The sequence below is a fragment of the Desulfovibrio aminophilus DSM 12254 genome, from assembly GCF_000422565.1.
In the GTDB taxonomy this organism is placed as follows: domain Bacteria; phylum Desulfobacterota; class Desulfovibrionia; order Desulfovibrionales; family Desulfovibrionaceae; genus Aminidesulfovibrio; species Aminidesulfovibrio aminophilus.
Map to the genome: position 1 here is coordinate 294,413 of NZ_KE383876.1, position 23,807 is coordinate 318,219.

17 protein-coding genes are annotated in these 23,807 nt (G+C 64.7%); 5 read left to right on the top strand and 12 right to left on the bottom strand.

Going from position 1 to position 23,807, the window contains the following annotated elements; genetic code table 11:
* Positions 1-16 precede the first annotated feature (16 nt).
* From H587_RS0115825 to H587_RS0115840, 4 genes are all read right to left on the bottom strand, one after another.
* Positions 17-607, bottom strand: a complete 591-nt coding sequence (locus tag H587_RS0115825) for a DUF2238 domain-containing protein (protein WP_027177057.1) — start codon at positions 605-607, stop codon at positions 17-19.
* A 6-nt stretch (positions 608-613) separates the two neighbouring features.
* Positions 614-2,056, bottom strand: a complete 1,443-nt coding sequence (locus tag H587_RS0115830; protein ID WP_027177058.1) for a TPR end-of-group domain-containing protein — start codon at positions 2,054-2,056, stop codon at positions 614-616.
* Between the two features lie 156 nt (positions 2,057-2,212).
* The gene (topA, locus tag H587_RS0115835; protein WP_027177059.1) at positions 2,213-4,660 is read right to left on the bottom strand and encodes a type I DNA topoisomerase; all 2,448 of its coding nucleotides are present in this window, start codon (positions 4,658-4,660) and stop codon (positions 2,213-2,215) included.
* Between the two features lie 60 nt (positions 4,661-4,720).
* Positions 4,721-5,983 carry an Nramp family divalent metal transporter gene (locus H587_RS0115840; protein WP_034609640.1) on the bottom strand — a complete coding sequence of 421 codons (1,263 nt, stop codon included), beginning with the start codon at positions 5,981-5,983 and terminating at the stop codon, positions 4,721-4,723.
* Positions 5,984-6,065: 82 nt separating this feature from the next.
* Between H587_RS0115840 and H587_RS19250 the strand changes: the two genes are divergently transcribed.
* Both H587_RS19250 and H587_RS0115850 read left to right on the top strand, forming a co-directional pair.
* Positions 6,066-7,040, top strand: coding sequence for a radical SAM protein (locus tag H587_RS19250; RefSeq protein WP_034609642.1), 975 nt, complete (start codon positions 6,066-6,068; stop codon positions 7,038-7,040).
* Positions 7,041-7,297: 257 nt separating this feature from the next.
* Positions 7,298-8,641, top strand: a complete 1,344-nt coding sequence (locus H587_RS0115850; RefSeq protein WP_027177061.1) for a glutamine synthetase family protein — start codon at positions 7,298-7,300, stop codon at positions 8,639-8,641.
* 84 nt (positions 8,642-8,725) lie between these two features.
* Here H587_RS0115850 and H587_RS0115855 read toward each other — a convergent pair whose 3' ends face one another.
* Positions 8,726-9,892 (bottom strand): MFS transporter, encoded by a 1,167-nt coding sequence (locus H587_RS0115855; protein WP_027177062.1) that lies wholly within the window; start codon positions 9,890-9,892, stop codon positions 8,726-8,728.
* Between the two features lie 89 nt (positions 9,893-9,981).
* Between H587_RS0115855 and H587_RS0115860 the strand changes: the two genes are divergently transcribed.
* Complete coding sequence (locus tag H587_RS0115860; RefSeq protein WP_156904596.1) at positions 9,982-10,791, top strand: AraC family transcriptional regulator; 810 nt, start codon at positions 9,982-9,984, stop codon at positions 10,789-10,791.
* Here the strand turns inward: H587_RS0115860 and H587_RS19255 are convergent.
* The 5 genes from H587_RS19255 to H587_RS0115885 all read right to left on the bottom strand — a co-directional run bounded on the left by H587_RS19255 (position 10,788) and on the right by H587_RS0115885 (position 19,107).
* Positions 10,788-11,579, bottom strand: coding sequence for a tetratricopeptide repeat protein (locus tag H587_RS19255; protein WP_156904597.1), 792 nt, complete (start codon positions 11,577-11,579; stop codon positions 10,788-10,790). The two genes, H587_RS0115860 and H587_RS19255, sit on opposite strands and share 4 nt — an antisense overlap.
* Positions 11,580-11,584: 5 nt before the next feature.
* Positions 11,585-14,020 carry a DNA gyrase subunit A gene (gene gyrA / locus H587_RS0115870; RefSeq protein WP_027177064.1) on the bottom strand — a complete coding sequence of 812 codons (2,436 nt, stop codon included), beginning with the start codon at positions 14,018-14,020 and terminating at the stop codon, positions 11,585-11,587.
* A gap of 84 nt (positions 14,021-14,104) precedes the next feature.
* Positions 14,105-16,504, bottom strand: coding sequence for a DNA topoisomerase (ATP-hydrolyzing) subunit B (gene gyrB / locus H587_RS0115875; protein ID WP_027177065.1), 2,400 nt, complete (start codon positions 16,502-16,504; stop codon positions 14,105-14,107).
* Position 16,505: 1 nt separating this feature from the next.
* Entirely contained in the window at positions 16,506-17,681 is a 1,176-nt protein-coding gene (dnaN, locus tag H587_RS0115880; RefSeq protein ID WP_027177066.1) for a DNA polymerase III subunit beta, read from the bottom strand.
* Positions 17,682-17,805: 124 nt separating this feature from the next.
* Complete coding sequence (locus H587_RS0115885) at positions 17,806-19,107, bottom strand: DnaA ATPase domain-containing protein (RefSeq protein WP_027177067.1); 1,302 nt, start codon at positions 19,105-19,107, stop codon at positions 17,806-17,808.
* 238 nt (positions 19,108-19,345) lie between these two features.
* Between H587_RS0115885 and H587_RS0115890 the strand changes: the two genes are divergently transcribed.
* Both H587_RS0115890 and H587_RS0115895 read left to right on the top strand, forming a co-directional pair.
* A complete protein-coding gene (locus H587_RS0115890) occupies positions 19,346-20,515 on the top strand; it encodes a homocysteine biosynthesis protein (RefSeq protein ID WP_027177068.1) in 1,170 nt (389 codons plus the stop codon).
* A 137-nt stretch (positions 20,516-20,652) separates the two neighbouring features.
* Positions 20,653-21,765, top strand: a complete 1,113-nt coding sequence (locus tag H587_RS0115895; RefSeq protein WP_027177069.1) for a DUF362 domain-containing protein — start codon at positions 20,653-20,655, stop codon at positions 21,763-21,765.
* Between the two features lie 30 nt (positions 21,766-21,795).
* Here H587_RS0115895 and H587_RS0115900 read toward each other — a convergent pair whose 3' ends face one another.
* Entirely contained in the window at positions 21,796-22,977 is a 1,182-nt protein-coding gene (locus H587_RS0115900) for a cyclic di-GMP phosphodiesterase (RefSeq protein WP_027177070.1), read from the bottom strand.
* A 51-nt stretch (positions 22,978-23,028) separates the two neighbouring features.
* A complete protein-coding gene (locus H587_RS19260; RefSeq protein ID WP_051203038.1) occupies positions 23,029-23,727 on the bottom strand; it encodes an HAD family hydrolase in 699 nt (232 codons plus the stop codon).
* Positions 23,728-23,807: the final 80 nt, after the last annotated feature.

Consider the following 23,807-nt stretch of genomic DNA (forward strand, 5'->3'; position numbering starts at 1 on the left):
ACTCCTTCGACGCCCATCATGCCTTGCCGGGCCGGGGTCCGGCAAGACGAAACAGAAGCAAGGCGAAAAGCGCGCCGAGGGTGTCGGCCAGCATGTCCTTCTGGGCGTCCCAGGGGTCGCCCTGAGTACCCAGGAACGCCGGTCCGGCGTCGCCCCCGGCCAGGACCGCGAACCACCACTCCACGATCTCGTAGCCCGCGGCCACGGCCATGACCACGGCCAGGGCCAGGACGTAGCCCGCCCAGCGCCGGGCCAGCCCCCGCCGGGTCACGTACTCCAGGATGGGATAGGCGAAAAGGCCCACCGCGAAATGGGCCACGCGGTCGAAGTGGTTGCGCTGAAAGCCGAACAGGTCCGTGATCCAGCCGAAGGGGACCAGGGCGAAGGTGTAGTGCGCGCCGAGCGTATGCCAGAATATCCAGAAGGCCATGAGCCCATAGGCCAAATTGGAGAACCGGAAACGCCGCCAGGTCAACGCCAGGAACGATACGATCCCCGCCGCCGGGAGCGCTTCCGCGACCCAGACCTCCCGCGACACCGGCTCCACGGCCAGAACCGCGAACCAGACCAGGTACAGCCCGAGCAGGATGTGGGGAAAGCGCGCCATTACTCCCTACGAAGACTTTGGTTCCTTGCAGTCTCCAGGGCCCTCCCCATCGGGACAAACCTCGGCCACGAAGTCTTGGAACCACTTCTTATCGCGCATGGAATCAAATTCGGCATCCGCGCTGAATTGTGCGCAATTCTGTTGAATCCACTCCCGAGCTTTTTCAAGCCACTGACGGCAATTCTCCTCATTGTCCCGTAAGGCCCACAGACAGGCAAAATTATATCCCATTCTCGTGTCGCGCGACAAGCAATAAGCCTTATTAAGAAGACGTTCTGCTTCCTGCAATATTGTTTCCTTTCCTGATTGTTCCAACATGGAGAGGGATAATAGGGCGCTCCCATGGTTATAGAAGGCGTCGGCATTTTCCGGGGCCTTGGACTGGGCCTGCTGGTACAGGCCAATGGCCTCATCCAGCAAGCGCTTCTTTTCTTCAACAGCAGGAGCAAGCTTGGCCAACTCCGCCAGTGCGGCCCCGTGGTTGCTGAAGCCGTTGGCATCCTCCGGGGCCTTGGACTGCGCCTGCCGGTACAAGCCGATGGCCTCATCCAGCAAACGCTTCTTTTCCCCGGCATCAGGAGCAAGATTGGCCAACTCCGCCAGTGCGGCCCCGTGGTTGGTAAAAGCCGCCCACGCTGTCGGCGCTTTGGATTGAGCTTGGCGATAAAACTCAACGGCCTCATTGAAATATTGTCTATTTTCTAGAGGGTTCATACCCGCCATTTTATGCGCAGTGACCCCGGCATTGAAGGCAAAAATGGCATTCTCTGGATCGAGCCGTGCCAAAGCCCTCCACATATCCAGGGCCATCCCCCAGTCTTTTCTCTCACCAGCTTGATACGCTTTGGCTTTCAGGCGGAGAAGCATCGGTGCAGAATCATCAGCGGCCAATTCCGCAACTTCATGACGCTGTTCAGGGGAGAGCGGCTTATCCGCAAGGGCATCGAGAGAGGCGACACGTTCCTGAATGTCCTGGACTTTCTGCCGTGCGTCCGCGTGACACTTGTTGATCTCCCCCAGGATGGCGCGGGCTTCCTTTTCATGCGCCTTGGCGTCTTTTACAGCGCGAGAGGCCGTGAAGCCCAAGGCGATGGATATAGCCGCGATTAATAACGTTAGAAAACCGAACCATCTATCCAGATTTCGATGCGCCTCATCGACCTTGATTTCGAGCTTGGCGTTTTCGATCCGGGCCTGTTCCAAGGCATCGTCCACGCCCTTTTTCACATCCCCGGCGGCACGGCCCGCGTATTCCTGGGACAAGGCCTCAATGCGGTCTTCCCATTTTGGCCGTTGGGCGCGCAGGGCCTGGTCCACCTGGTCCTGGACCATGGACTCCACTTGCTCCTTGGTGAGCGGACGCGTGGCGGAAGAAGGGGATTCAACGGCCCAGGCAGAGCCGACACCGAGGACGGACAGCAGAAGCAGCGCAAGGATCAGCCGATGCATGACGACTCCTTTGTGGAACCGATTCCGCACCGGACTGTATAGGACGCCCGAACATCCTGACAAGTCCCGACCCGTGTCGCGGCCGCGACACCATCGGGGGTCCAGGGGCCTGAGGCCCCTGGCGGGCCCGGGCGGAGCCCGGCCGCCGGAGGCTTCCTACTCGTCGACAGGCCGGGAGTAGGAGCAGCCCTTTTTGGGGCAGGCGATGATCTGGCCCTTGGCCTTGGTGTGCTTGCGGACGAGGACGGGGTGCCCGCAGTCCGGGCAGGTCTCGGCGATGGGCCAGTCCCAGGTGGCGTAGTCGCACTTGGGGTAGCGGGAGCAGGAGTAGAAGACCTTGCCCCGGCGGGAGCTTTTCTCCACGAGTTCGCCGTCGCAGCCCGGGTTGGGGCATTTGACGCCGGTGCGGAAGGGCTCGGTGTAGTCGCAGTCCGGGTAGCCGGAGCAGGCGATGAAGCGCGAGCCGGTGCGGGCGGTCTTGAGCAGGAGATCCTTGCCGCACTTGGGGCACTTGCCCACGACTTCCTGGGCGGCGGCCTCGCGGACCACGATGGCGCCGTTCTCGTCGCGGGTGAAGTTCTTGATGCCCTTGCAGTCGGGGTAGCCGGAGCAGCCCAGGAACTCGCCCCGGGAGCCGGACTTGACGAGCATGGGCTTGCCGCAGAGGTCGCAGGTGATGTCCGTGACCTGGTTCTGGCCGCGCTCCTGGACCACGATGGCGCCGTTCGCGTCGCGGGTGAAGTTCTTGATGCTCTTGCAGTCCGGGTAGCCGGTGCAGCCCAGGAACTCGCCGGTCTTGCCGAACTTCACGGCCATGGGCTTGCCGCAGATATCGCAGACCACGCCGGTGTCCTGGCTGATGCGGGTCATCTCCTTCTGGGCCTTTTCCAGGAGGGGATAGAAGCCCTCGGCGAAATGGCGGATGAGCGCGGTCCAGTCCTGCTTGCCCTCGGACACGGCGTCGAGCTTGTTCTCCATGTCGGCGGTGAAGCCCACGTCCATGAGCTCGGGGAAGTGCTCGGAGAGCTGGTCGCTGACCGTGACGCCCAATTCGCTGGGGGCGAAGCGCTTCTCCTCCAGGCGCACGTACTCGCGGTCCTGGATGGTGGAAATGATGGCCGCGTAGGTCGAGGGCCGCCCGATGCCCAGCTCCTCCAGCTCCTTGACCAGCGAGGCCTCGGAGTAGCGGGCGGGCGGGGTGGTGAATTTCTGTTCCTTGCGGATCTCGCGGACGTCCAGGCGGTCGCCGGGGGCCAGCTTGGGCAGGTCGGCGGTGGCGGCCTCCTCGGCCTCGGGCTCGGCGGACTCGGCGTCCTTCTTGGCCACCTTGGCCTGGGCGGCCAGGAAGCCGGGGAAGAGCAGGCGTTCGCCCTTGGTCCGCCAGAGGGTCTTGGCGGCGCGGACGGTGACGGTGGTGTCCCAGAACTCGGCGTCGGCCATCTGGGAGGCCACGAAGCGCTGCCAGATGAGGGAGTAGATGCGGAACTGGTCCGCTGGCAGGAGCGGCTTGAGCTGGTCGGGGCTCAGGGTCACGTCCACCGGGCGGATGGCTTCGTGGGCGTCCTGGGCGCTGCCCTTGGTCTTGTAGGCCCGGGGCTTGGCGGGCAGAAAATCCTTGCCGAAGCGCGACAGGATCAGGTCGCGGGCGGCGTCGCGGGCCTCGTCCGCGATGCGCACGGAGTCGGTACGCATGTAGGTGATGAGCGCGAGCGTGCCGCGATCGCCCAGGTCCACGCCTTCGTAGAGACGCTGGGCGATGGTCATGGTCTTCTTGGCCGGGTAGCCCAGGCGGTTGTTGGCGTCCTGCTGGAGGGTGGAGGTGATGTAGGGCGGCAGGGGGGAACGCTTGCGCTTCTTCTCCTCCACGGAGTCCACGAGGAAGTCGGCGCGGGACAGCTCCTCGTGCAGGGCCTCGGCCTCGGCGGCGGAGCCGATGGGATTCGAGCCGGGCTTCACGGCCTTGCCGTCGTTCTTCCAGAGTTCGGTCCAGAAGGGCGGGGGCGTCCCGGCGGCGAGCAGGGCCTTGAACGGCCAGTACTCCTCGGGGCGGAAGGCCCGGCGGAGCTTCTCGCGTTCGACGATGAGCTTGAGGGCCACGGACTGCACGCGCCCGGCGGAGATGCCGCGCTTGACCTTCTTCCAGAGGATGGGGCTGATCTTGTAGCCCACGAGTCGGTCGAGGACGCGGCGGGCCTGCTGGGAGTCGAAGAGCCGCTCGTTCAGTTCGCGGGGGTGCTCCAGGGCCTCGCGCACGGCCCGGGGCGTGATCTCGTTGAACTGGATGCGCGAAAGGTTCTGGTTCTCATCCTTGATGAGCTCGGCCACGTGCCAGGCGATGGCCTCTCCCTCGCGGTCGGGGTCCGGGGCCAGAAAGACCTGCCCAGCCTTCTTGGCGGCGGCCTTGAGGCGCTTGACCACCTCTTCCTTGCCCTTGATGACCTGGTAGCGGGGGGCGAAGCCCTGGGCCTCGTCCACGCCCAGGTCGCGCACGGGCAGGTCGCGCACGTGTCCCACGGAGGCTTCGACCATGTAGTCCTTGCCCAGGAACTTGCCGATGGTCTTCACCTTGGCCGGCGACTCGACGATGATCAGGTTCTTGCTCATGTCGGCTGGGCTATAGCCACCTGAAGCCACCTTGGCAAGGGCGGGACGGACGGGCCGGAATCATAGGGAATCCCAAAGCAGCTTCATGTTCAATGCAATGACGGCGACGGCGATGCAGACGAGCACGAAGGTGTGCCAGGCGGTATTCACATAGGGGCCCATGACTTTTTTCGAGGAGGTCAGCATGAGCTGGAGCAGGATGGTCAGGGGCAGTTGCACCGAAAGAAGCATCTGGGACACGACCAGACCCCGGAAGGGGTCGGAGACGAAGAAGATGGCGGCCAGGGCCCCGAAGAGGGTCAGGCCCACGCCCACTCGGCTGTGGAAGTCCTTGATGTCGTAGGGCTCGTCGAAGATGCCCGCGAAGATGGAGCCCCCGGCCATGCCCGCCGTGACGCTGGAGGAGATCCCGGCCATGAGCAGGGCCAGGGCGAAGACCAGGGCCGCCGAGTCCCCGAGCAGGGGGCCGAGCATGGCCTGGGCCTGCTCCAGGGCGTCCACCTGGAGGCCCTGGGCGAAGAAGGTGGCCGCGGCCACGAGGATCATGGCGCTGTTGATGGCCCAGCCCACGCCCATGGAGAAGAGGGTGTCCAGGAACTCGTAGCGGAGCTGGCGCTGGATGATCTCCGGCGACTCGCGGTTCCACTGGCGGCTCTGGATCACCTCGGAGTGCAGAAAGAGGTTGTGGGGCATGACCACGGCCCCGAGCACGCTCATGACGATGACCATGGAGCCCTCGGGCAGGCTGGGCGTGACCCAGCCGCGCATGGCCGGGCCCCAGTCGATGGGGGCTAGGTGCAACTCGAAGAGGAAGCAGAGGCCGATGAGCGAGACGAAGGCGATGATGTATTTCTCCAGCCGCCGGTAGGAGTTGGAGTAGAGCATCCAGACCACCACGGCCGTGGTCAGGGCCGCGCCCAGGGGGATGGGCAGGCCGAAGAGCATGGACAGGGCGATGGCTCCACCGAGGATTTCGGCCAGGGCCGTGGCCACGGCGGCCAGCACGGCCGAGCCCAGGAGCGCGCGGGACAGAGGCTTGGACAGATGGCGGGTGGCGGCCTCGGAGAGGCAGAGGCCCGTGGCGATGCCGAGGTGGGCGGCGTTGTGCTGGAGCACGATGAGCATGACCGTGGACAGGCTGACCATCCAGAGCAGCTCGTAGCCGTAGCCCGCCCCGGCGGCCACGTTGGAGGCCCAGTTGCCGGGGTCGATGAAGCCGACCGTGACGAGCAGGCCCGGGCCGACGTATTTCCAGAGTTCCCAGGCCGTGAGCCGGGGTGCGTGGATCTCCCGGAAGCGGCGAAGCAGTTTTTTCAAGGGCATGGGGGAAATTCTAGCCGCGCCCGGGGGCCTTGGCAACGGGGGCGGGGTGACGTAGCGGTCCTTTTCGCACATACTCGGAACCATGCCCGGGGAATCCACGCAGCCGTCCTACGCCCGCCTCGGAGCGGATGAACTGAGGCGAAGAGCCGAATCGGCCCTGGCCCGGCTCTCGGCCTGCGATCTTTGCCCCAGGAAGTGCGGCGTCGACCGTTCGGCCGGGGAAGCCGGGTTCTGCCATGCCGGGCGGCGGGCGGTGGTGGCTTCGTATCAGCTCCACTACGGCGAGGAGTCCGTGCTGGTGGGCCGGGGCGGCTCCGGGACCGTCTTCTTCTCCGGCTGCAACCTGGGCTGCGTGTTCTGCCAGAACTGGGACATCAGCCACGCGGACGCGGATGGATGCCTGGAAGGCATCGAGGCCTCGCCGGAGGAGTTGGCCGGGGTCATGCTGGAACTCCAGTCCCAAGGCGCGGAGAACATCAACCTCGTGAGCCCCACGCACGTGGCGGGGCAAATCCTGGAGGCCCTGCCCACGGCCCTGGAGCACGGCCTGCGCCTGCCACTGGTCTGGAACTCCGGCGGCTACGAGTCGCTGGAGACGCTGGCCCTGCTGGACGGGGTGGTGGACATCTTCATGCCCGACGCCAAGGTCTGGGACCAGGACGTCGCGGCCCGCATCCTCCTGGCCCGGGACTACCCGGAGACGGCGCGGGCGGCCATCGCCGAGATGCACCGCCAGGTGGGCGACCTGGAACTGGACGAACGGGGTCTGGCGCGGAAGGGGCTGCTGGTCCGGCACCTGGTCCTGCCCGAGGGACTGGCTGGAAGCGGAGAATGGATGCATTTCCTGGCCGGGCTGTCGCCGTTGACCTTCGTGAACGTCATGGGCCAGTATCGGCCGTGCGGCCGTGCCGGAGAATTTCCCCCTCTGGACCGTCCCGTGCGGCCCGGGGAATTGGCGACGGCCCAGGATGCGGCCCGCCGGGCCGGGCTCACGCGCCTGGACGACGCCCCGGACGCCCTGCCGGCGTGGATTCTCCGCCACATCCGGTCGGACTGAACAAAATTGTCACACCTCAAAAGCCTGCCCCTGTAAGCGCCAATTGTCATTTAACGTTTTTGTCATGCCCTTTGGCTTTTCTGAAGTTTTTTTTCACAAAAACGCCATTTCCTGCCCATGAAATTCAAGGCCTCCTCCCATCGAAAAATCACAACCAACTGAAAAAAAAGCGCAACCGACCTTTGGCACGAGGATTGTTAGTCACTGCGAACCGGACTTCCCGGTCGAGACGGCAACAACAAACGTGGAGGAAGGATATGGAGATTCCCGTTTTCAAGTGCAAGAACGCCGACGACGTCATGAAGGCGGTGAAGGACTACAACGTCAGCTTCATCCAGTACTGGTTCATGGACATCCTCGGCACACTGAAAAGCTTCCAGGTCACGCCCAAGGAGCTTGAGGCGTCCTTCGAGGAGGGCATGGGCTTCGACGGCTCCTCGATCCTCGGCTTCTGCCGCATCGACGAGTCCGACATGGTGGCCATGCCCGACCCGACCACCTTCCAGATCTGTTCCTGGCGGCCCACCGAGCGTCCGGTGGCCCGGATGTTCTGCGACATCGTCAACCCCGACGGCACCCCCTACGTGGGCGACTCCCGCTACTGCCTGAAGCGCGTCCTGGCCAAGGCCGCCCAGAAGGGCTACACCTTCTACGCCGGTCCCGAACTGGAGTTCTTCCTCTTCGCCGACGAAAAAAGCACCCAGATCCTGGACCACGGCGGCTACTTCGACGCCCCGCCCCTGGACCTCGGCAACAACGTCCGCCGCGACATCATCTTCGCTCTCGAGGCCATGGGCATCGCCATCGAGTACAGCCACCACGAAGTGGCCCCCAGTCAGCATGAGATCGACATGCGCTACGCCGAGGGCCTCAAGATGGCCGACACGGTCATGACCTACCGCGTGGTGGTCAAGGAGATCGCCCGCAAGCACGGCTGCTACGCCACCTTCATGCCCAAGCCCATCTTCGGCCAGAACGGCTCCGGCATGCACGTCCACCAGTCCCTGTTCAAGAAGGGCAAGAACGTCTTCTACGACGCCAACGACAAATACCACCTGTCCGCCGACGGCAAGAGCTACATCGCGGGCATCCTCAAGCACGCCCCCGAGTTCGCCTGCGTGACCAACCAGTGGGTCAACTCCTACAAGCGCCTGGTGCCCGGCTACGAGGCCCCGGTGTACGTGGCCTGGGCCCGCCGCAACCGCTCGTCCCTGGTGCGCGTGCCCATGTACAAGCCCGGCAAGGAAGCCGCCACCCGCATGGAGCTGCGCTGCCCCGATCCGGCCGCCAACCCCTACCTGGCCTTCGCGGTCATGCTGGCCGCCGGCCTCAAGGGCATGGAAGAAGGCTACAAGCTCTGCGAGCCCATCGAGGCCGACATCTTCCACATGGACGAGAAGACCCTCAAGAAGAACAAGATCACGTCCCTGCCCGGCAGCCTCCTGGAGGCCGCCCAGGTCATGAAGAAGTCCGCCCTGGTCAAGGAGACGCTGGGCGAGCACATCTTCACCAAGCTCTACGAGAACAAGATCGCCGAGTGGGACCGTTACCGCATCCAGGTCACCAACTACGAGCTGGAGCGCTACCTGCCCCTGATGTAGAACGCACCTTCGCAGCCTCCGCCTCAATAGAAAAAGGCCCGCTTCGGCGGGCCTTCTTATTTGCCGTCGGCTCGGAAAGCACGGTCAGCGGGCGGCTTCCGCCGTGGCCTCCTCGGCGCGGGGCAGGCCCCAGGACATGGCCGCGCTGAACAGCGGCAGGACCATCGTGAGAGCCAGGGCCGGACGCAGGCCGTGGGCGTCGGCCACCATGCCCATGAGCGGCGCGGCGATGCCGCCGATGGAGATCGCCAGCCCCAGGGTCACGCCGGAGGACAGCCCCACCTTGCCGGGCAGATAGCTCTGCCCGAGGACGATCATGGCGCTGTAGGGCACGGAGAGGGCCAATCCCAGGAGCACGAGGACGCCCAGGGCCGCCGCCGGGGTGTCCAGGAGCAGGAAGGCGGGCAGCAGAGGGATCATGGACAGGAAGCAATACAGGATGATCCGGGGCTGGCTGTGGCGGTCGGCCAGACGGCCCCCGGCCAGGGAGCCCACCACCGTGGATCCCGCGAAGACCGCCAGGGCCGTGGCCCCGTCCTGCTGGGATCGCCCGAGCACGTGCATCCAGTAGAGCGGGATGAAGGTGTTGTAGCCGAAGAAAAGCATGGACCGGCCCACGATGGCCCCGCCGAGCCGCAGGAAGGGGCCCCAGGCCGGGCGGCCCGAAGGTTTTTCGGCCTTGTTCCCGCCGCCGACGGCCGCCGCCGCTCCGGTGCGGGAGAAGACCCCGGCCACGACCAGGGCCACGATGCAGCCGGGAACGGCCATGGCGGCCGAGCCCTCCAGGCCCCACCAGCCCAAGGCCGCGGCGGCCAGGATGGGGCCCAGAGTGAAGCCGAGGGTGCCGCCCACGCCGAAGACGCTCATGGCCCCGGCCTTCTGCTCCCCGGCCAGGAGATTGACCTGCCGGGCGGCGACGGGGTGGAAGGCGGCAACTCCCGTGCCGCAGACCAGGGCCGCCGAAAGGACCAGGGCATAGCTCGGGACCAGGCCCGTGGCTCCCAGGCCCACGCAGGCCAGGATCACGGCCAGGGGCAGAAGCCAGAGCCCGGAAATACGGTCGGCCAGATGTCCGAAGGCGGGCTGGACCACGGTGGAGGCGACGTTGGAGGAGAAAACCACGGCCGCGGCCGCGGCGTAGGACAGGTCGTGACGGACGATGAGCAGGGGCAGCAGGGCGGGCAGGGCGCCCTGGTTGATGTCCGTGAACAGGTGGGCCAGGGTCAGCAGCAGGACGCGACGACGGTTCATGAATATCCTTCCCCAAGGCGTTCGATCGGCCGGAATGGGGCCGACGACCTTGTCATTAGCCCAACCCCGCTGTAGTTTCTCGCGACAATATGACGAAGAATAGCGCGAAACAGACAACACCTTCCTCCCACCCGGGAAACAACACGGACCAGCTCCGGCCGATCATCGGCTTTTCCCGCCAGGGCCTGGGCATGGCCAACGTCCCCCACAGCCACTTCCGCGCCCAGCTCGTGCATGCCGCCTCCGGGGTCATGACCATCACCACCTCCATGGGCATCTGGGTCACGCCGCCGCATCAGGGTCTTTGGGTTCCGTCCGGGGTGGAGCACCATGTGCGGGTGTACGGGCCCTATACCCTGAAAACGCTCTTCTTCCACCCGGACGCGGCGCCGTGGATGCCCCCGGAGTGCCGGGTGGCGCCCATGTCGCCGCTGCTGCGCGAACTCGTGATCCACGCCTGCGGCTTTCCTCCGGACTACCCCGTGGACGGCCCGGAAGCCCGGGTGGTGGCCGTGATTCTGGACCTGATGCGGACCGCCACGGTGGAGCCCCTGCATCTGCCCATGCCCCACGATCCGCGGCTGGCGGTCGTGTGCCGCCGCCTGCTGGAGAATCCCGCGGACCGCAGCACACTGCCCGAGCTGGCCGAGCGGGCCGGAGCCGCCGACCGCACGCTGCTGCGGCTGTTCCACAAGGAGACGGGATTGACCTTCCGGGTCTGGAGGCGGCAGGCCCGGCTGCTGGCCGCGCTACGCAAGCTGGCGGCCGGAGAACCGGTGTCCTCCGTGGCTCCGGATCTGGGCTACGAGAGCCAGAGCGCGTTCATCGCCATGTTCCGGCGGGCCCTGGGGACCACGCCGGGACGCTATTTCTCGGAAACCGAGGCCGCGCGCGGCTAGCGCTTGCCCAGACTCTTGAGCCGGGCCTCGACCACCAGCGGGTTGGGATAGGTTGCGCGGATGGATTCCAGAAGGTTGCGCGCCTCGGGCAAACGCCCCTCCTGCTCATATATGTCCACCAAAAGAAACACGGCCAGGGCCCGGGTCTCGTCGACGACCCCGGGCAGGGCCAGGAGTTCCTCCAGGGAGGTCTTGGCCCGGCCGAAGCTCTGGGTGAAGGTGTCGTTCTGGGCCGACTCGTAGAGGCAACGGGCCTTGAGCGCCGGAGTCGAGGCCTCCTGGGAGCAGCGCTCCAGGGTTTCCTGAGCGGCCTCGAAGTTGCGCTGGTTGCGCTGGGCCCGGGCCAGACGGATACGCACCGGCACGCTTTTTTCCGGATCATCGGTGAGTTTCAGGCACTTCTCCCAGGTCTCCATGGCCTTGGCCCGGTTGCCCTGCTGCTCGTAGAGATCTCCCAGAAGAAAAAGCGGATCCTCACCCGTGGCGGTGGCCCCGCCGAACTCCAGGACCATGGACTCCAAAAGCATGACCGAACGGTCCACGTCGCCCTTGACGTTCAGGGAGATGTCCAGGAGCCGGTCCCAGGCCTCCCGGCGGAAGCTCCCCTGGGGCTCTTTCTGAAGATAGCGCTCGTAGCTCGTTTCGGCCTCAAGGTAGAAGCCCTTGGACAGGGCCTCGCGGGCCGCCTCCACGTCGGGCGGGGCGGACTCCTCCCGCCGGATGCAGCCCGGCAGGAGGAGAACCAGAAGAAGGAGACAGGCCGAGGCCCGGACCATGTTCCCGCCCACGGAGGCTAGACGTCCTGCTCCAGGCCCCGGTCCACGAGGTCGAACCCGGCGACCGAGCCCTCGCCGTCCATGCGCACGAGACGCACGCCCTGGGTGGCCCGTCCCTGGGTCAGACTGACCTCGGTGACGCCGATGCGGATGACCTTGTTGGTCGAGGTCAGCATGACGATCTCGTCGCTTTCCTGGACCATGACCGCGCCCATGACCTCGCCGGTCTTGGCCGTGACGCGCATGTTGATCACGCCCTTGCCGCCCCGGGTCTGGAGCCGGTACTGGTCCAGCGGGGTGCGCTTGCCGTAGCCTCCGGCCGCCACGGTCAGGAGCTGGGTGCGCAGGGGGTCGCCGGTGACCACGGCGGCCACCACCCGGTCGTCGCCGCGCAGGGCGATGCCCTTCACTCCCGAGGCCGCGCGGCCCATGGACCGGGCGTCCTTGATGTTGAAGCGGATGGCCGTGCCCTTGCTGGTGGCCAGGACCACGTCGCAGTCCTGGGGCACCTCGCGCACGGCCAGCAGCTCGTCGCCGTCGCGCAGCATCACGGCCTTGATGCCCGTGGTCCGGCAGTTGCGATAGAGTTCAAGGCTCGTGCGCTTGACCATGCCCCGGCGGGTGACGAAGAGCAGGAAACGGCTCTCGTCGAACTCGCGCACCGAGATGGCCGTGGCGATGACCTCGTCCTTGTCCAGGGGCAGCAGGTTGGCCACGTGGGCGCCCTTGGCGTAGCGGCTGCCTTCGGGAACCTGGTGGGCCTTGAGCTGGTACATCTTGCCCTGGTTGGTGAACACGAGCAGATGCTGATGGTTCGTGGTCATCAGGAAGGTGTGCACGAAGTCGCCGTCGCCGGTCTGGACTCCGGAGACGCCCTTCCCGCCCCGGCGCTGCTGGTGGTAGTTGGAGAGCTGGGTGCGCTTGATGTAGCCGCGCTGCGAGAGGGTGATGACCACTTCCTCGTCCGGGATGAGATCCTCCACGTCGATGCAGGCCGCGTCGTCACGGATGAGTTCGCTCTTGCGCGGGGTGGCGTGGTTCTTCTTGACCTCGATCAGCTCGTCGCGGATGACGCCCTTGAGCACCTCCTCGTTCTCCAGGATGCTCTTCAGGTACTCGATGAACTTGAGCAGTTCCTTGTATTCCTCAAGGAGCTTCTCGCGCTCCAGGCCGGTGAGCCGCTGCAGGCGCATGTCCAGGATGGCCTGGGACTGGAGGTCGGAGAGGCCGAAGCGTTCGCCGAGGGCGGCCTTGGCCTCGACGGCGTCCTTGGCCGCGCGGATGATCTTGACCACCTCGTCGATGTTGTCCAGGGCGATGCGCAGACCTTCCAGGATGTGGGCCCGCTTCTCGCTCTTGTCCAGGTCGAAGCGCGAACGGCGGATGATGACCTCGCGCCGATGCTCCAGGAAGTACTCCAGAACCTGCTTCAGATTCATGAGCACGGGCCGATTTTCGGCCACGGCCATCATGTTGATGCCGAAGCTCGTCTCCAGCGGCGTGAACTTGTAGAGCTGGTTGATGATGATGTCGGCGATGGCCCCGCGCTTGAGGTCGAGCACGATGCGGATGCCCCGGCGGTCGGACTCGTCGCGCAGGTCGGACACGCCGTCGATCTTCTTCTCGTTGACCAGCTGGGCGATCTTCTCCACCAGGCTGGACTTGTTCAGGGCGTACGGGATTTCCGTGATGACCACGGCCTCCTTGCCGCCCTTCTTCTGCTCCTCCACCACCACGCGGCCGCGGATCTTGATGCTGCCCCGGCCGGTCGTATAGGCGTCTTCCAGCCCCTTGCCCGCGTAGATCAGGCCCCGGGTGGGGAAGTCCGGCCCGGGAATACGGGCCATGAGCTCATGAATGGTGCAATCCGGGTGCTCCAGGAGATGAACCGAGCCGTCCACCAGCTCGCCCAGGTTGTGCGGCGGGATGTTGGTGGCCATGCCCACGGCGATGCCCGCCGTGCCGTTGAGCAGCAGGTTGGGCACCTTGGTCGGCAGAACCTCGGGCTCCTGCAGGGTGTTGTCGTAGTTGGGCCGGAAGTTGACGGTCTCCTTTTCGATGTCGGCCAGAAACTCGGAGGTGAGCCGGGACATGCGCACTTCCGTGTACCGCATGGCCGCCGCCGAGTCCCCGTCGATGGAGCCGAAGTTGCCCTGGCCGTCCACGAGCATGTCGCGCATGGAAAAGTCCTGGGCCATGCGCACCAGGGCGTCGTAGACCGCCGAATCGCCGTGGGGGTGGTACTTGCCGATGACGTCGCCGACCACGCGGGCGGACTTCTTGTAGGGCCGGTTCCAGCCGTTGCCCAGATCGTACATGGCGTAGAGGATGCGCCGATGCACCGGCTTCAATCCGTCCCGCACGTCCGGGATGGCCCGGCCGATGATGACCGAGAGCGAATACTCCAGGTAGGATTTTTTCAGTTCTTCTTCAATGGTGACGAAATTTTCCACACATTCCTCCAATATGAAGACCGGAACCCGCCCATGCGGGGAGGGCCGCCGGTCCGTTCAACCGCGACCGCCCCGAGGATGGTCCTAGATGTCCAGCTCCCGCACCGCCAGGGCGTTGCGTTCGATGAACTGTCGCCGGGGCTCCACCATGTCGCCCATGAGGTTCTTGAAGATGTCGTCGGCCTCGGCGGCGTCCTTGATGCTCACCTGGAGCATGCTGCGCCGCCCCGGGTCCATGGTCGTGTCCCAGAGCTGTTCGGGGTTCATCTCGCCCAGGCCCTTGTAGCGCTGGATGCCCCAGCCCTTGTGGGCTTCGGCCATGGCCAGGTCGTAGAGGGCGAAGAGGCCGCCGGCGGGAATGGCTCCCTCGGGACGGCTGAGCTGGAAACGGAACTCGCCGCAGTCCTGGACCAGGGCCGAATAGGTCTCGAAGGTTTTCTTGTAGAGCTTGGAGTTGAAGAACTCCATGGCCAGCCGGGTGCGGTGGCCGCCCTGGTTCTCGAAGACCATGTAGGGCCGGTCCTTCTGGGCTTCCTCGTCGCGCTCGGTCTCGATGCGGGTCTTGTAGCCCCGCTCGGCCATGTCGGCGATGAACGGCGCGGGATCGGACTTCTCCAGGTAGCGGAAGGAGAGCTTGTGCGGGCTCTCCAGCAGGGCCAGGAACAGGCTCTCCTCGATGCCCATGTTCTGGGCGTCGCCGATCTTCTCGCGCACGAAGCGGATGTCCGTGAGCAGGCGGATCATGTCCTTGCCCTTGAAGACCTTGCCGCCGGCGCTTTCGACGCTCAAGCCCTCGCCCAGCTGGGAAAGAAGGAACTGCTGCAGTTCGACGTCGTCCTTGATGAAGCGCTCGACCTTGCCCTTGTGCGCCCGGTACAGGGGAGGCTGGGCGATGAACAGGTGGCCCTTCTCGATGAGCTCCTGGTACTGGCGGAAGAAAAAGGTCAGCAGCAGGGTGCGGATGTGCGATCCGTCCACGTCGGCGTCGGTCATGATGACGACGCGGTGGTAGCGCAGCCGGTTGAAGTCCTTCTCCTCCTCCACGCCCACGCCGAGGGCCGTGATGAGCGCGCGGATCTCCTTGTTGCCGAGCATTTTGTCGAAGCGGGTCTTCTCCACGTTCAGAATCTTGCCGCGCAGGGGCAGGATGGCCTGGATGCGCGGATCGCGGCCCTGTTTGGCCGAACCGCCCGCCGAGTCGCCCTCGACGATGAATATCTCCGACTCCTCGGGGTTCTTGCTCTGGCAGTCGGCCAGCTTGCCGGGCAGGAAGTTGTCCGAGAGCGCCCCCTTGCGGCGCACCAGGTCGCGGGCCTTGCGAGCGGCCTCGCGAGCCCTCGCGGCGTCCACCACCTTCTCGATGATGGCCTTGGCCTCGCGGGGATTTTCCTCGAAGAACTGGCTGAGCTTCTCGTAGACCATGGCGGCCACGATGCCCGCGATCTCGGAGTTGCCGAGCTTGGTCTTGGTCTGGCCCTCGAACTGCGGCGAGGGCAGCTTGACGCTGACCACAGCCGTGAGGCCCTCGCGCACGTCGTCGCCGGTGAGCTTCTCCTTGAGTTTCTTGGAGATGTCCGACTTCTGGATGTAGGTGTTCAGCGCCCGGGTCAGGGCCGCCTTGAAGCCCATGAGGTGGGTGCCACCCTCGATCGTGCGGATGTTGTTGGCGAAGGTGTAGACGTTTTCCTTGTAGGACTGGTTGTACTGCACCGCGAACTCGGTGATGACGCCGTCGGCGTCGGCCGAGCCGTGGATGATGTCGTGGATAGCTCCCTGGCCCTGATTGATGTCGGCCACGAAGGAACGGATGCCACCTTCATACTTGAAGCTCTCGCGCTCGCCGCTGCGCTCGTCGGTGAACTCGATCTCCAGACCGGAATTGAGGTAGGCCAGCTCCTGCATGCGCTTCTTGAGCACCGCGTAATCGAACTGGTTGACCTCGAATATCTCCTCGTCCGGACGGAAGCGCACCATGGTGCCCGTGGACTGGGTCTCGCCCACCTGCTCCACGCCGGTGACCGGCTTGCCGCGTTCGTACTTCTGGCGCCAGAGCTTGCCGTCGCGCTTGACCGTGACCTCGAGAAACTCCGAAAGGGCGTTGACCACCGAGACGCCCACGCCGTGCAGACCGCCGGAGACCTTGTAGGAATCGTTGTCGAACTTGCCGCCCGCGTGGAGCACGGTCATGACCACTTCCACGGCCGGCCGCTTCTCCTTGGGGTGCATGTCCACAGGAATGCCGCGGCCATTGTCCGAGACGGTCACGGAGTTGTCCATGTGCAGGGTCACGCGGATGCGTGAGCAGAATCCCGCCATGGCCTCGTCGATGGAGTTGTCCACCACCTCGTAGACCAGGTGATGCAGACCCCGGATGTCCGTGGAGCCGATGTACATGGCCGGGCGCTTGCGCACGGCCGAAAGGCCCTCGAGGACCGTGATGCTGTCCGCGTTGTAGCCGTTGTGATGCTGGGTCTGGTCGCTCATGCTAGGCGTTGTCCTCGCTGTAGTAAGTCTCTTCCTGGATCATCATCGGCATGAGGATCACCAGGTAGTCGGGATCGTTTTCCCCGGTGATGCCGCAGGGCGCTTCCGGGCCGGTGAGCACGAAGCTCACGTTCTCGCTGCCGAAGTGGTTCAGGATCTCGATCAGGTTCTTGGTCGGGAAGGCGATATGCGGGATGGAGCCGGAGAAACTCGACTCCAGGGTCTCGGTGGCCGTGCCCATCTCCTGTCCCTGGCTGGAGAGAATCGTCTCCTCGGGCCGGAAGGTGAAGTAGGTGCAGCGGTTCGTGTCGGTGTTGAAGATGGTGATGCGCTCAAGCGCGTCGATCATCTCCCCGCGCTTGGAGCGCAGGTTGCTGGAGCCCTGTTCCTGGAGCTTGGTCAGGAAGCCCCTGAAATTGGGATATTGGTAGTAGGAAAGGGGCAGACTGAAGGTTTCCTTCTTGTCGCCGGTGCGGAAGAAAAGCCGCTTGTTGCTGATGGACAACTCGATCTCGTCGCCCGAGAGCCACTTCTTCAGCTCCAGGATGTATTTCTTCTGGATCAGGATGCCCTCCTCGGGGAGCAGGGCGTGCACGTCGTCGTTGATGAAGCTGAACATGGCGAACTGGTGCCCGTTGAGGCCGCAGACCTCCACTCGCTTGCCCTCGTCCATGGGCCCGGCCTGGGAAGGGAGCATGTACAGGCAGGCGATCGCCTCCATGGAGTCCTCGTCACTGACGCAGAAGGCCACCTTGTCGATGATCTCGTTGAGCAGGTCGCCGGACCAGAAGATGGTCCCGTTCTCGGGGAAGGCGGAGAACTTCTGGAACCACTCCGGGTCGTTGACCGGCAGCTTGTATTTGCGGGCTCCCTGCTCGACCAGCAGGTTCTGCTTCTCAGCGTCGGTGCGCAGGGTGATCTCCGACCCGGCGGGCAGCTTGCGCACGAGGTCGTAGAAGGCGCGGCCCTGGACGCCCGCCAGGCCCTCCTCCTGGATCACGCTCGGATAGAAGCCGCAGAACTCCAGGTTGGAATCGGTGGACATGACGGACAAGGCGCCGGAGTCGGCCTTGAGCCAGATGGTGCGCAGGAAGGCCGCGCCGGTCTTGGCCGGGATGATGTTGGCGGACTTCTGCAGGCCTTCGATGATTTCGTCCCTCTTCACCTTCAAAAACATGTTCTTTCTCCTTGGTTGCCGTGGAAGGGGGCGTCTCTTTGTTCGTCTTTGTACGAACACCTTGTTTTTCTTTCAAAAAAAAGGAACATCCCGCTGTTCGGGAAACGTTCCCTGACGTTCCTCGTCAGGCCGTCGAACCCTGTTCGCCGGCCAACAGACATTTTCTCTTCAGGTCTTTTAACACCTTTTTCAGAGACTGATCATCTTGTTGAATTTGATTTATTTTTTTGACCGAATACAGGACCGTGCTGTGGTCCTTTCCACCGAAGGCCCGACCCAGGGCCGGGAAGGATAATCCGAGCAGGTCGCGGCAGAGGAACATGGCCATCTGCCGGGCCAGGGCGATGTTCTGGTTGCGCCGCGACCCCAGGATGTCCTTTGGGTTCACTCCCTGGTGCTCGGCCACGATGGCGATGACGGTCCGGGGTGAAAGAGCCTCGGCCGTCTTCTCCTCGGTGTTGTTCAGGATCTGTTCGAAGTCCCGTTCGTCCAGCTCCTTGCGCACCAGCTCGCGATAGGCCGTGAGCTTGAGCAGGATGCCCTGGAGATAGCGGAAGTCGTGGAAGCGCTGGGCCAGGGTCAGCATCTGCTCCCTGGAGAGCATGAGCTTCTTGGTTCGGCAGCGCTCCTGCACGTAGTTCACGCGGACCTCGAGGTCCGGCTGCTTGAGGGTCACGATGAGGCCCCATTCCAGGCGCGAGCGGAGCATGGGGTCGAGATAGTCGCAGGAGGCGATGGTCACGGGCGAGGTGAAGACCATCTGTTTGCGGTTGTCGTAGAAGTGGTTGAAGACGGAAATCATTTCCTGTTGGAGATCCAGGGAGTTGCGGATCAGGTGCAGGTCGTCGACGAAGAGGAAGTCATGGTCCGTCAAGCGAGCACGGGCCGCGATTCGGTCCCCCTCATAGCTGGTCTGAATGTCCTGCATGGAGGTCAGCAGGATGCGCGCCGGGTCGTGGCGCTTGCTGATTTCGTTGGCGATGGCCCGAAGCAGGTGGCTTTTGCCCGAACCCCCGGCGCCGCAGACCACGAAGGGGTTGAACAGGGTTCCGGCCTGCTTGGCCACTTCCCGGGCCGAGGCCAGGGGGAAGTAGTTCTTCTTGTTGACCATGAAGGTCTCGAAGGTGAACTGGGAGTCGAAGGGGAAATCCACGGCCCGGGATTCGGATTTGGCGGCCGGAGCTGGTCCGTTGGAGCGGCTTTCCCGGTAGCGCACCGAGCAGCCGTCGCCCAGGAAGGTGGACAGGAGCGCCTCGAAGCGGTCGCGGATGCCCTCCTCGAACCAGCGCGCGAAGTAGGCGTGGGGAAAGCCCACCTCCAGGCATCGGCCGTCCTCGGCCATGGCCAGGGAAAGGGGGTCGAACCAGCGCCGAAGTTCCTGTTCGGAACAGGTCTGGATGAGGTGTTGGCGAAGGACTTGTTTCACGTTTGGCGACCGTTTCCCGAACCGGCGCTGACAAAAGAAAATAAAAGGAGTTTTTCGAACGGGTCAGGGGCGTTTTGAGGACCCTCGAAAGACTTCCGGATTTGTATCCCAAAACCGGTGCGAAGCCAAGGCCGGTTGCGGGTCCGGCGGCCGAATAATTATTGCCTTCGCAGATGTTTTGGTCCAATCTGAAGGGCCCGGAATGACCCGGAAGCAAACCGCCTCTCGGAGCGAAGGTATGTCCAGTCCCAAGGTGAACAAGACGATCCAGGAGATCAACGAGCGCATCCGCAAGGGCAAGGCCGTGGTGCTCAACGCCGGCGAAATGACCGCGCTGGTGAAGAAGATCGGCAAGACCAAGGCGGCCAGGGAAGTGGACGTGGTCACCACGGGCACCTTCTCGCCCATGTGCTCCTCCGGGCTCATGTTCAACATTGGGCAGGAGCCGCCGGTGATGAAGACCTCCAAGGTCTGGATCAACAACGTGCCCTGCCACGCCGGAGTGGCCGCCGTTGACGGCTACCTTGGGGCCACCGAGCCCGCCGAGGACGATCCGCTGAACAAGGTCTACCCCGGCCGCTTCATCTACGGCGGCGGCCACGTCATCGAGGATCTGGCCCGGGGCAAGGCCGTGCATCTGCGGGCCGAGGCCTACGGCACGGACTGCTATCCCCGGCGCAAGCTGGACAAGGACGTGACCCTGGCGGACCTGCCCTTCGCCCAACTCCTCAATCCGCGCAACTGCTACCAGAACTACAACGTGGCCGTGAACCTCACGAGCCGTACGATCCACACCTACATGGGTCCGCTCAAGCCCAACAGCCACAACGCAAACTACGCCACGGGCGGGCAGCTCTCGCCGCTGTTCAACGACCCCTTCCTGCGGACCATCGGCCTGGGCACCAAGATATTCCTGGGCGGCGGCACGGGCTGGGTTCTGGGCGCGGGCACCCAGCACAACCCCAAGCCCCCGCGCAACGAGCGGGGCATCCCCCTGACCGCCGCGGGCACGCTCATGCTGCGGGGCGACCTGAAGCAGATGCGCGCCCGCTATCTGCGCGGCGTCTCCATCGTGGGCTACGGCTGCTCCCTGGCCGTCGGCGTGGGCATCCCCATCCCGGTCCTGGACGAGGACATGGCCTGGTTCACCGGCGTCTCCGACGCCGACATCCAGATGCCGATCAAGGATTACGGTTACGACTACCCCAACGGGCTGCCCCGCATCCTGGGCCACGTGACCTACGAGGAGCTCAAGTCCGGCGAGATCATGGTCAACGGCAAGAAGACCCAGGCCGTGCCCCTGACCAGCCTGTCCATGTGTCTGGAGGTGGCCGACGAGTTGAAGAAGTGGATCGAGGCGGGCAAGTTCCTGCTCACCGAGGTCCAGGAGACCATCCCCAGCTTCTGATTCCGATCCTGTTTTGATGCTCTCGGCGGCCCGCACGGATTCGTTCCGTGCGGGCCGTCTTCTTGCTCCGCTTGCCTTGGCGGCGGGCCGGCTGCTAAAAACGGAGGATAAACGGGACAGCCCAAGGGAGAAGCTCCATGACCACGAGCACCGTGCATTTCTGGAATCTGCGGGCCAGCCTGAAATCCGGCAACGAGGCCAGGCTGACGAAACTCGTCAAGGCCGCTGGCAAGGATCTGGGGCTGGCCCCGGGCGACCTCACGGCCGTGAAGATCCACTTCGGCGAGCAGGGTGTCACCGGCTTCGTCCGGCCCCTGCTGCTCAAGCCCCTCATCTCCTGGCTCGTCGGCCAGGGGGCCAAGCCCTTCCTCACCGACGCCAGCACTCTCTATGTGGGCCGCCGGGGCGAGGCCGTGTCGCACCACCTCGTGGCCGCCGAACACGGTTTCGACCCCCTGGTCTTGGGTGCGCCGGTGATCATCGCCGACGGCGTCAAGGGCCAGCACCAGGAGGCCGTGCGCATCCGGGGCAGGCACGTGAAGAAGGCCTTCATCGCCGGGGACATCGCGGCGGCCGACGCGCTCGTCTCGGTGAACCACGTCAAGGGCCACGAGATGGCCGGGTTCGGCGGGGCGCTCAAGAACCTGGGCATGGGCTGCGCCTCCAAGCAGGGCAAGATGCACCAGCACATCACCACCGGCCCGGTCCTGGACCCGGAAAAGTGCGTGGGCTGCGGCTCCTGCGCCCTGGTCTGCGCGGCCGGGGCCCTGGTCCTGGGCGAGGCGGGCAAGGCCGTGCTGGACATGGAGAAGTGCGTGGGCTGCGGCATGTGCTTCACGGCCTGCAAGACCGGCGCTCTGGCCATCGACTGGAAGACCGACATCCAGGCCTTCCTGGAGCGCATGATGGAGTACGCCAAGGCCGTGCTGGCCACCAAGCGCGGGCCCTGCCTGCACCTGAACTTCGTGCTTTCCGTGGTCCCGGACTGCGACTGCATGGGCTTCACCGACGCGGCCATCTGCCCGGACATCGGCGTGCTGGCCTCCACCGACCCGGTGGCCGTGGACCAGGCCAGCGTGGACTTGGTCAACGCGGCCCAGCCCCTTTGGCCCAGCCGCCTGCCCAAGGGCCTCAAGCCCGGAGACGACAAGTTCCTGGCCGTGCATCCGCACGTGCCCGAGGACATGGGCCTAGCCTACGCCGAAAAGATCGGCCTGGGCAGCCGGAAGTACAAGCTCACGCAGATCTAGCGGAGCCGTTGGAATCAGCGTCGGCCGTGGCTAGGTGAAGAAGTAGCGCGAGAGGTCGACGTGGTAGTCGGCCGGGTTGAGGCATTCGGTGATGCGCAGCGGTTCGGCCGCGCCGCGCTGATCGGCCAGATCCACCACGCGGATGGGCGTCACGCGCATGTTCCTGTCCATGATGACCTTGATCTTGGGGCGCAAGAGATAGGCCGGGTTGTCGTCGCAGATGATCCCGAAGGAGCCGTCGGACAGGCGCACGAAGCTGCCCACCGGGTAGACGCCCATGCACTTGATGAAGTGCTCCACGGAGTTGGGATAGAAGTCCGAAAGCCGCCACTGGTACATCATGCCCAGGGCCCGGGTCGGGGCCAGGGCGTCCTTGTAGACCCGCTTGCTGGTCAGGGCGTCGTAGACGTCCACCACCGAGACGATGCGCGAGAACTTGCCGATGTCCGGTCCCTTGAGTCCCTGGGGGTAGCCCCGCCCGTCGTAGCGTTCGTGGTGCTGGAGGATGGCCTTGAGGATTTCCGGATGCAGGCCCTTCTGCCCGACCATGATCCGGTAACCCTCCAGGGAATGCCCCTGCATCACCTTGAATTCCTTGTCCGAAAGCTGGCCCGGTTTGTTCAGGATATCTTCAGGAATCTTGGCCTTGCCCACGTCGTGGAAGAGCCCGGCCACGCCAAGCATCCGCAGGGCCTTCTTGGACAGGCGCAGATGGCGGCCCAGGATCACGGCCAGGACGCTCACGTTGATGCAGTGGGTGTAGGTGTATTCGTCGAAGCGGCGCAGCTTGCAGAGGGTGGCCCCGGCGCGTTCGTTGCGGAACACGCTGTCGATGACGCCGTCGACCATGGGCAGGGAGTCGCGGTAATCCACGTTTTTGCCCTTGCGGACGTCGTCCATGAAGGTCTTGGCGTAGCTCAGGGCCTCGTTGTAGACCTTCTCCACCACCACGATCTCGTCGGCCAGGGGCACGCGCGGGGGCGGCCCCTCGTCGGGCGCCTCGGCCGCGGCGCGGACCGCCGCCCGAATGTCGAGATTGATGGCGTCGTCGATGAAGACTTCCGCGACGTGGGCCGGAATGTACTGCGTGACGCTTTTTTCGGAGAGAATCGGCTTTTCTATGGAAATGAACGGATTGGTGTACGTACCCTCGCCGTACTTGACCACGTACATGCCGGTCTTGAGATCCTTGACCTTGACCTTTCGGATCATTCCGCCCGCCAGATTCCCGGAAAGGGTTGATGTCCTTTGTCCTATTTTCTTCTAGCGACTTTCTTTCCCCAGGGCAATTCCGTTCCCGAGTCCGTCCAACAGTCCCAGTTGCGTGAGCAGCAGCGCACAGTTCTCGGCCACGAAGTCCGGCGCGGCCAGGGAGAGCTCCTCCAGGCCCACTCGGCCGCTGGCCACGGCCCCGGCGAGCATGCCCGCGCGGCGGGCCGTCTCCACGTCCAGGGGGTGGTCGCCGACGAGCAGGGTCCGGCCGGGTTCCACGCCGAGCCGCTCCAGGGCCAGGAGCGCGTGCGCCGGGTCCGGCTTGACCCGGGGGGCGTCCTCGCGGGCCAGGAAGACTCCGCAACTCTTCTCCACGTCCGGGAAGACCTTCTTCACCGCCGCCGTGCAGTTGCGGGTGATGATGCCCGTGGCCAGGCCCCGGGCCGCCAGCCCGGACAGCACCGGCCGGGCGAAGCCGAAGAGCTTCCCCCTGGCCGCAGCGTCCAGCTCCATGGCCGTGATCGTGAGCAGCCCCCGGGTCCGGAGCTGCTTGCCCAGATCCTCGTCAAAGGCTTCGACTTCCTCCACCAGCTCTTCCAGCCACTCCAGCACCGGCAGGCCGCCGGATTCCGGCCGTTCGCCCAGGAAGGCCTCGGCCAGGGCCGCGATGGCGGTTCGCATCCGGTTGAAGTCGATGACCAGCTCGGCAAGCGTGCCGTCGAAATCGAAGATGACCGCGTCGATGGGCATGAAGACCTCCGGGGAAACCCCTTTCTGAAGAAAGGGGTTTCCCCGGACCCCTTCCCCAAAGACTTTCAACGGCGCGGCTT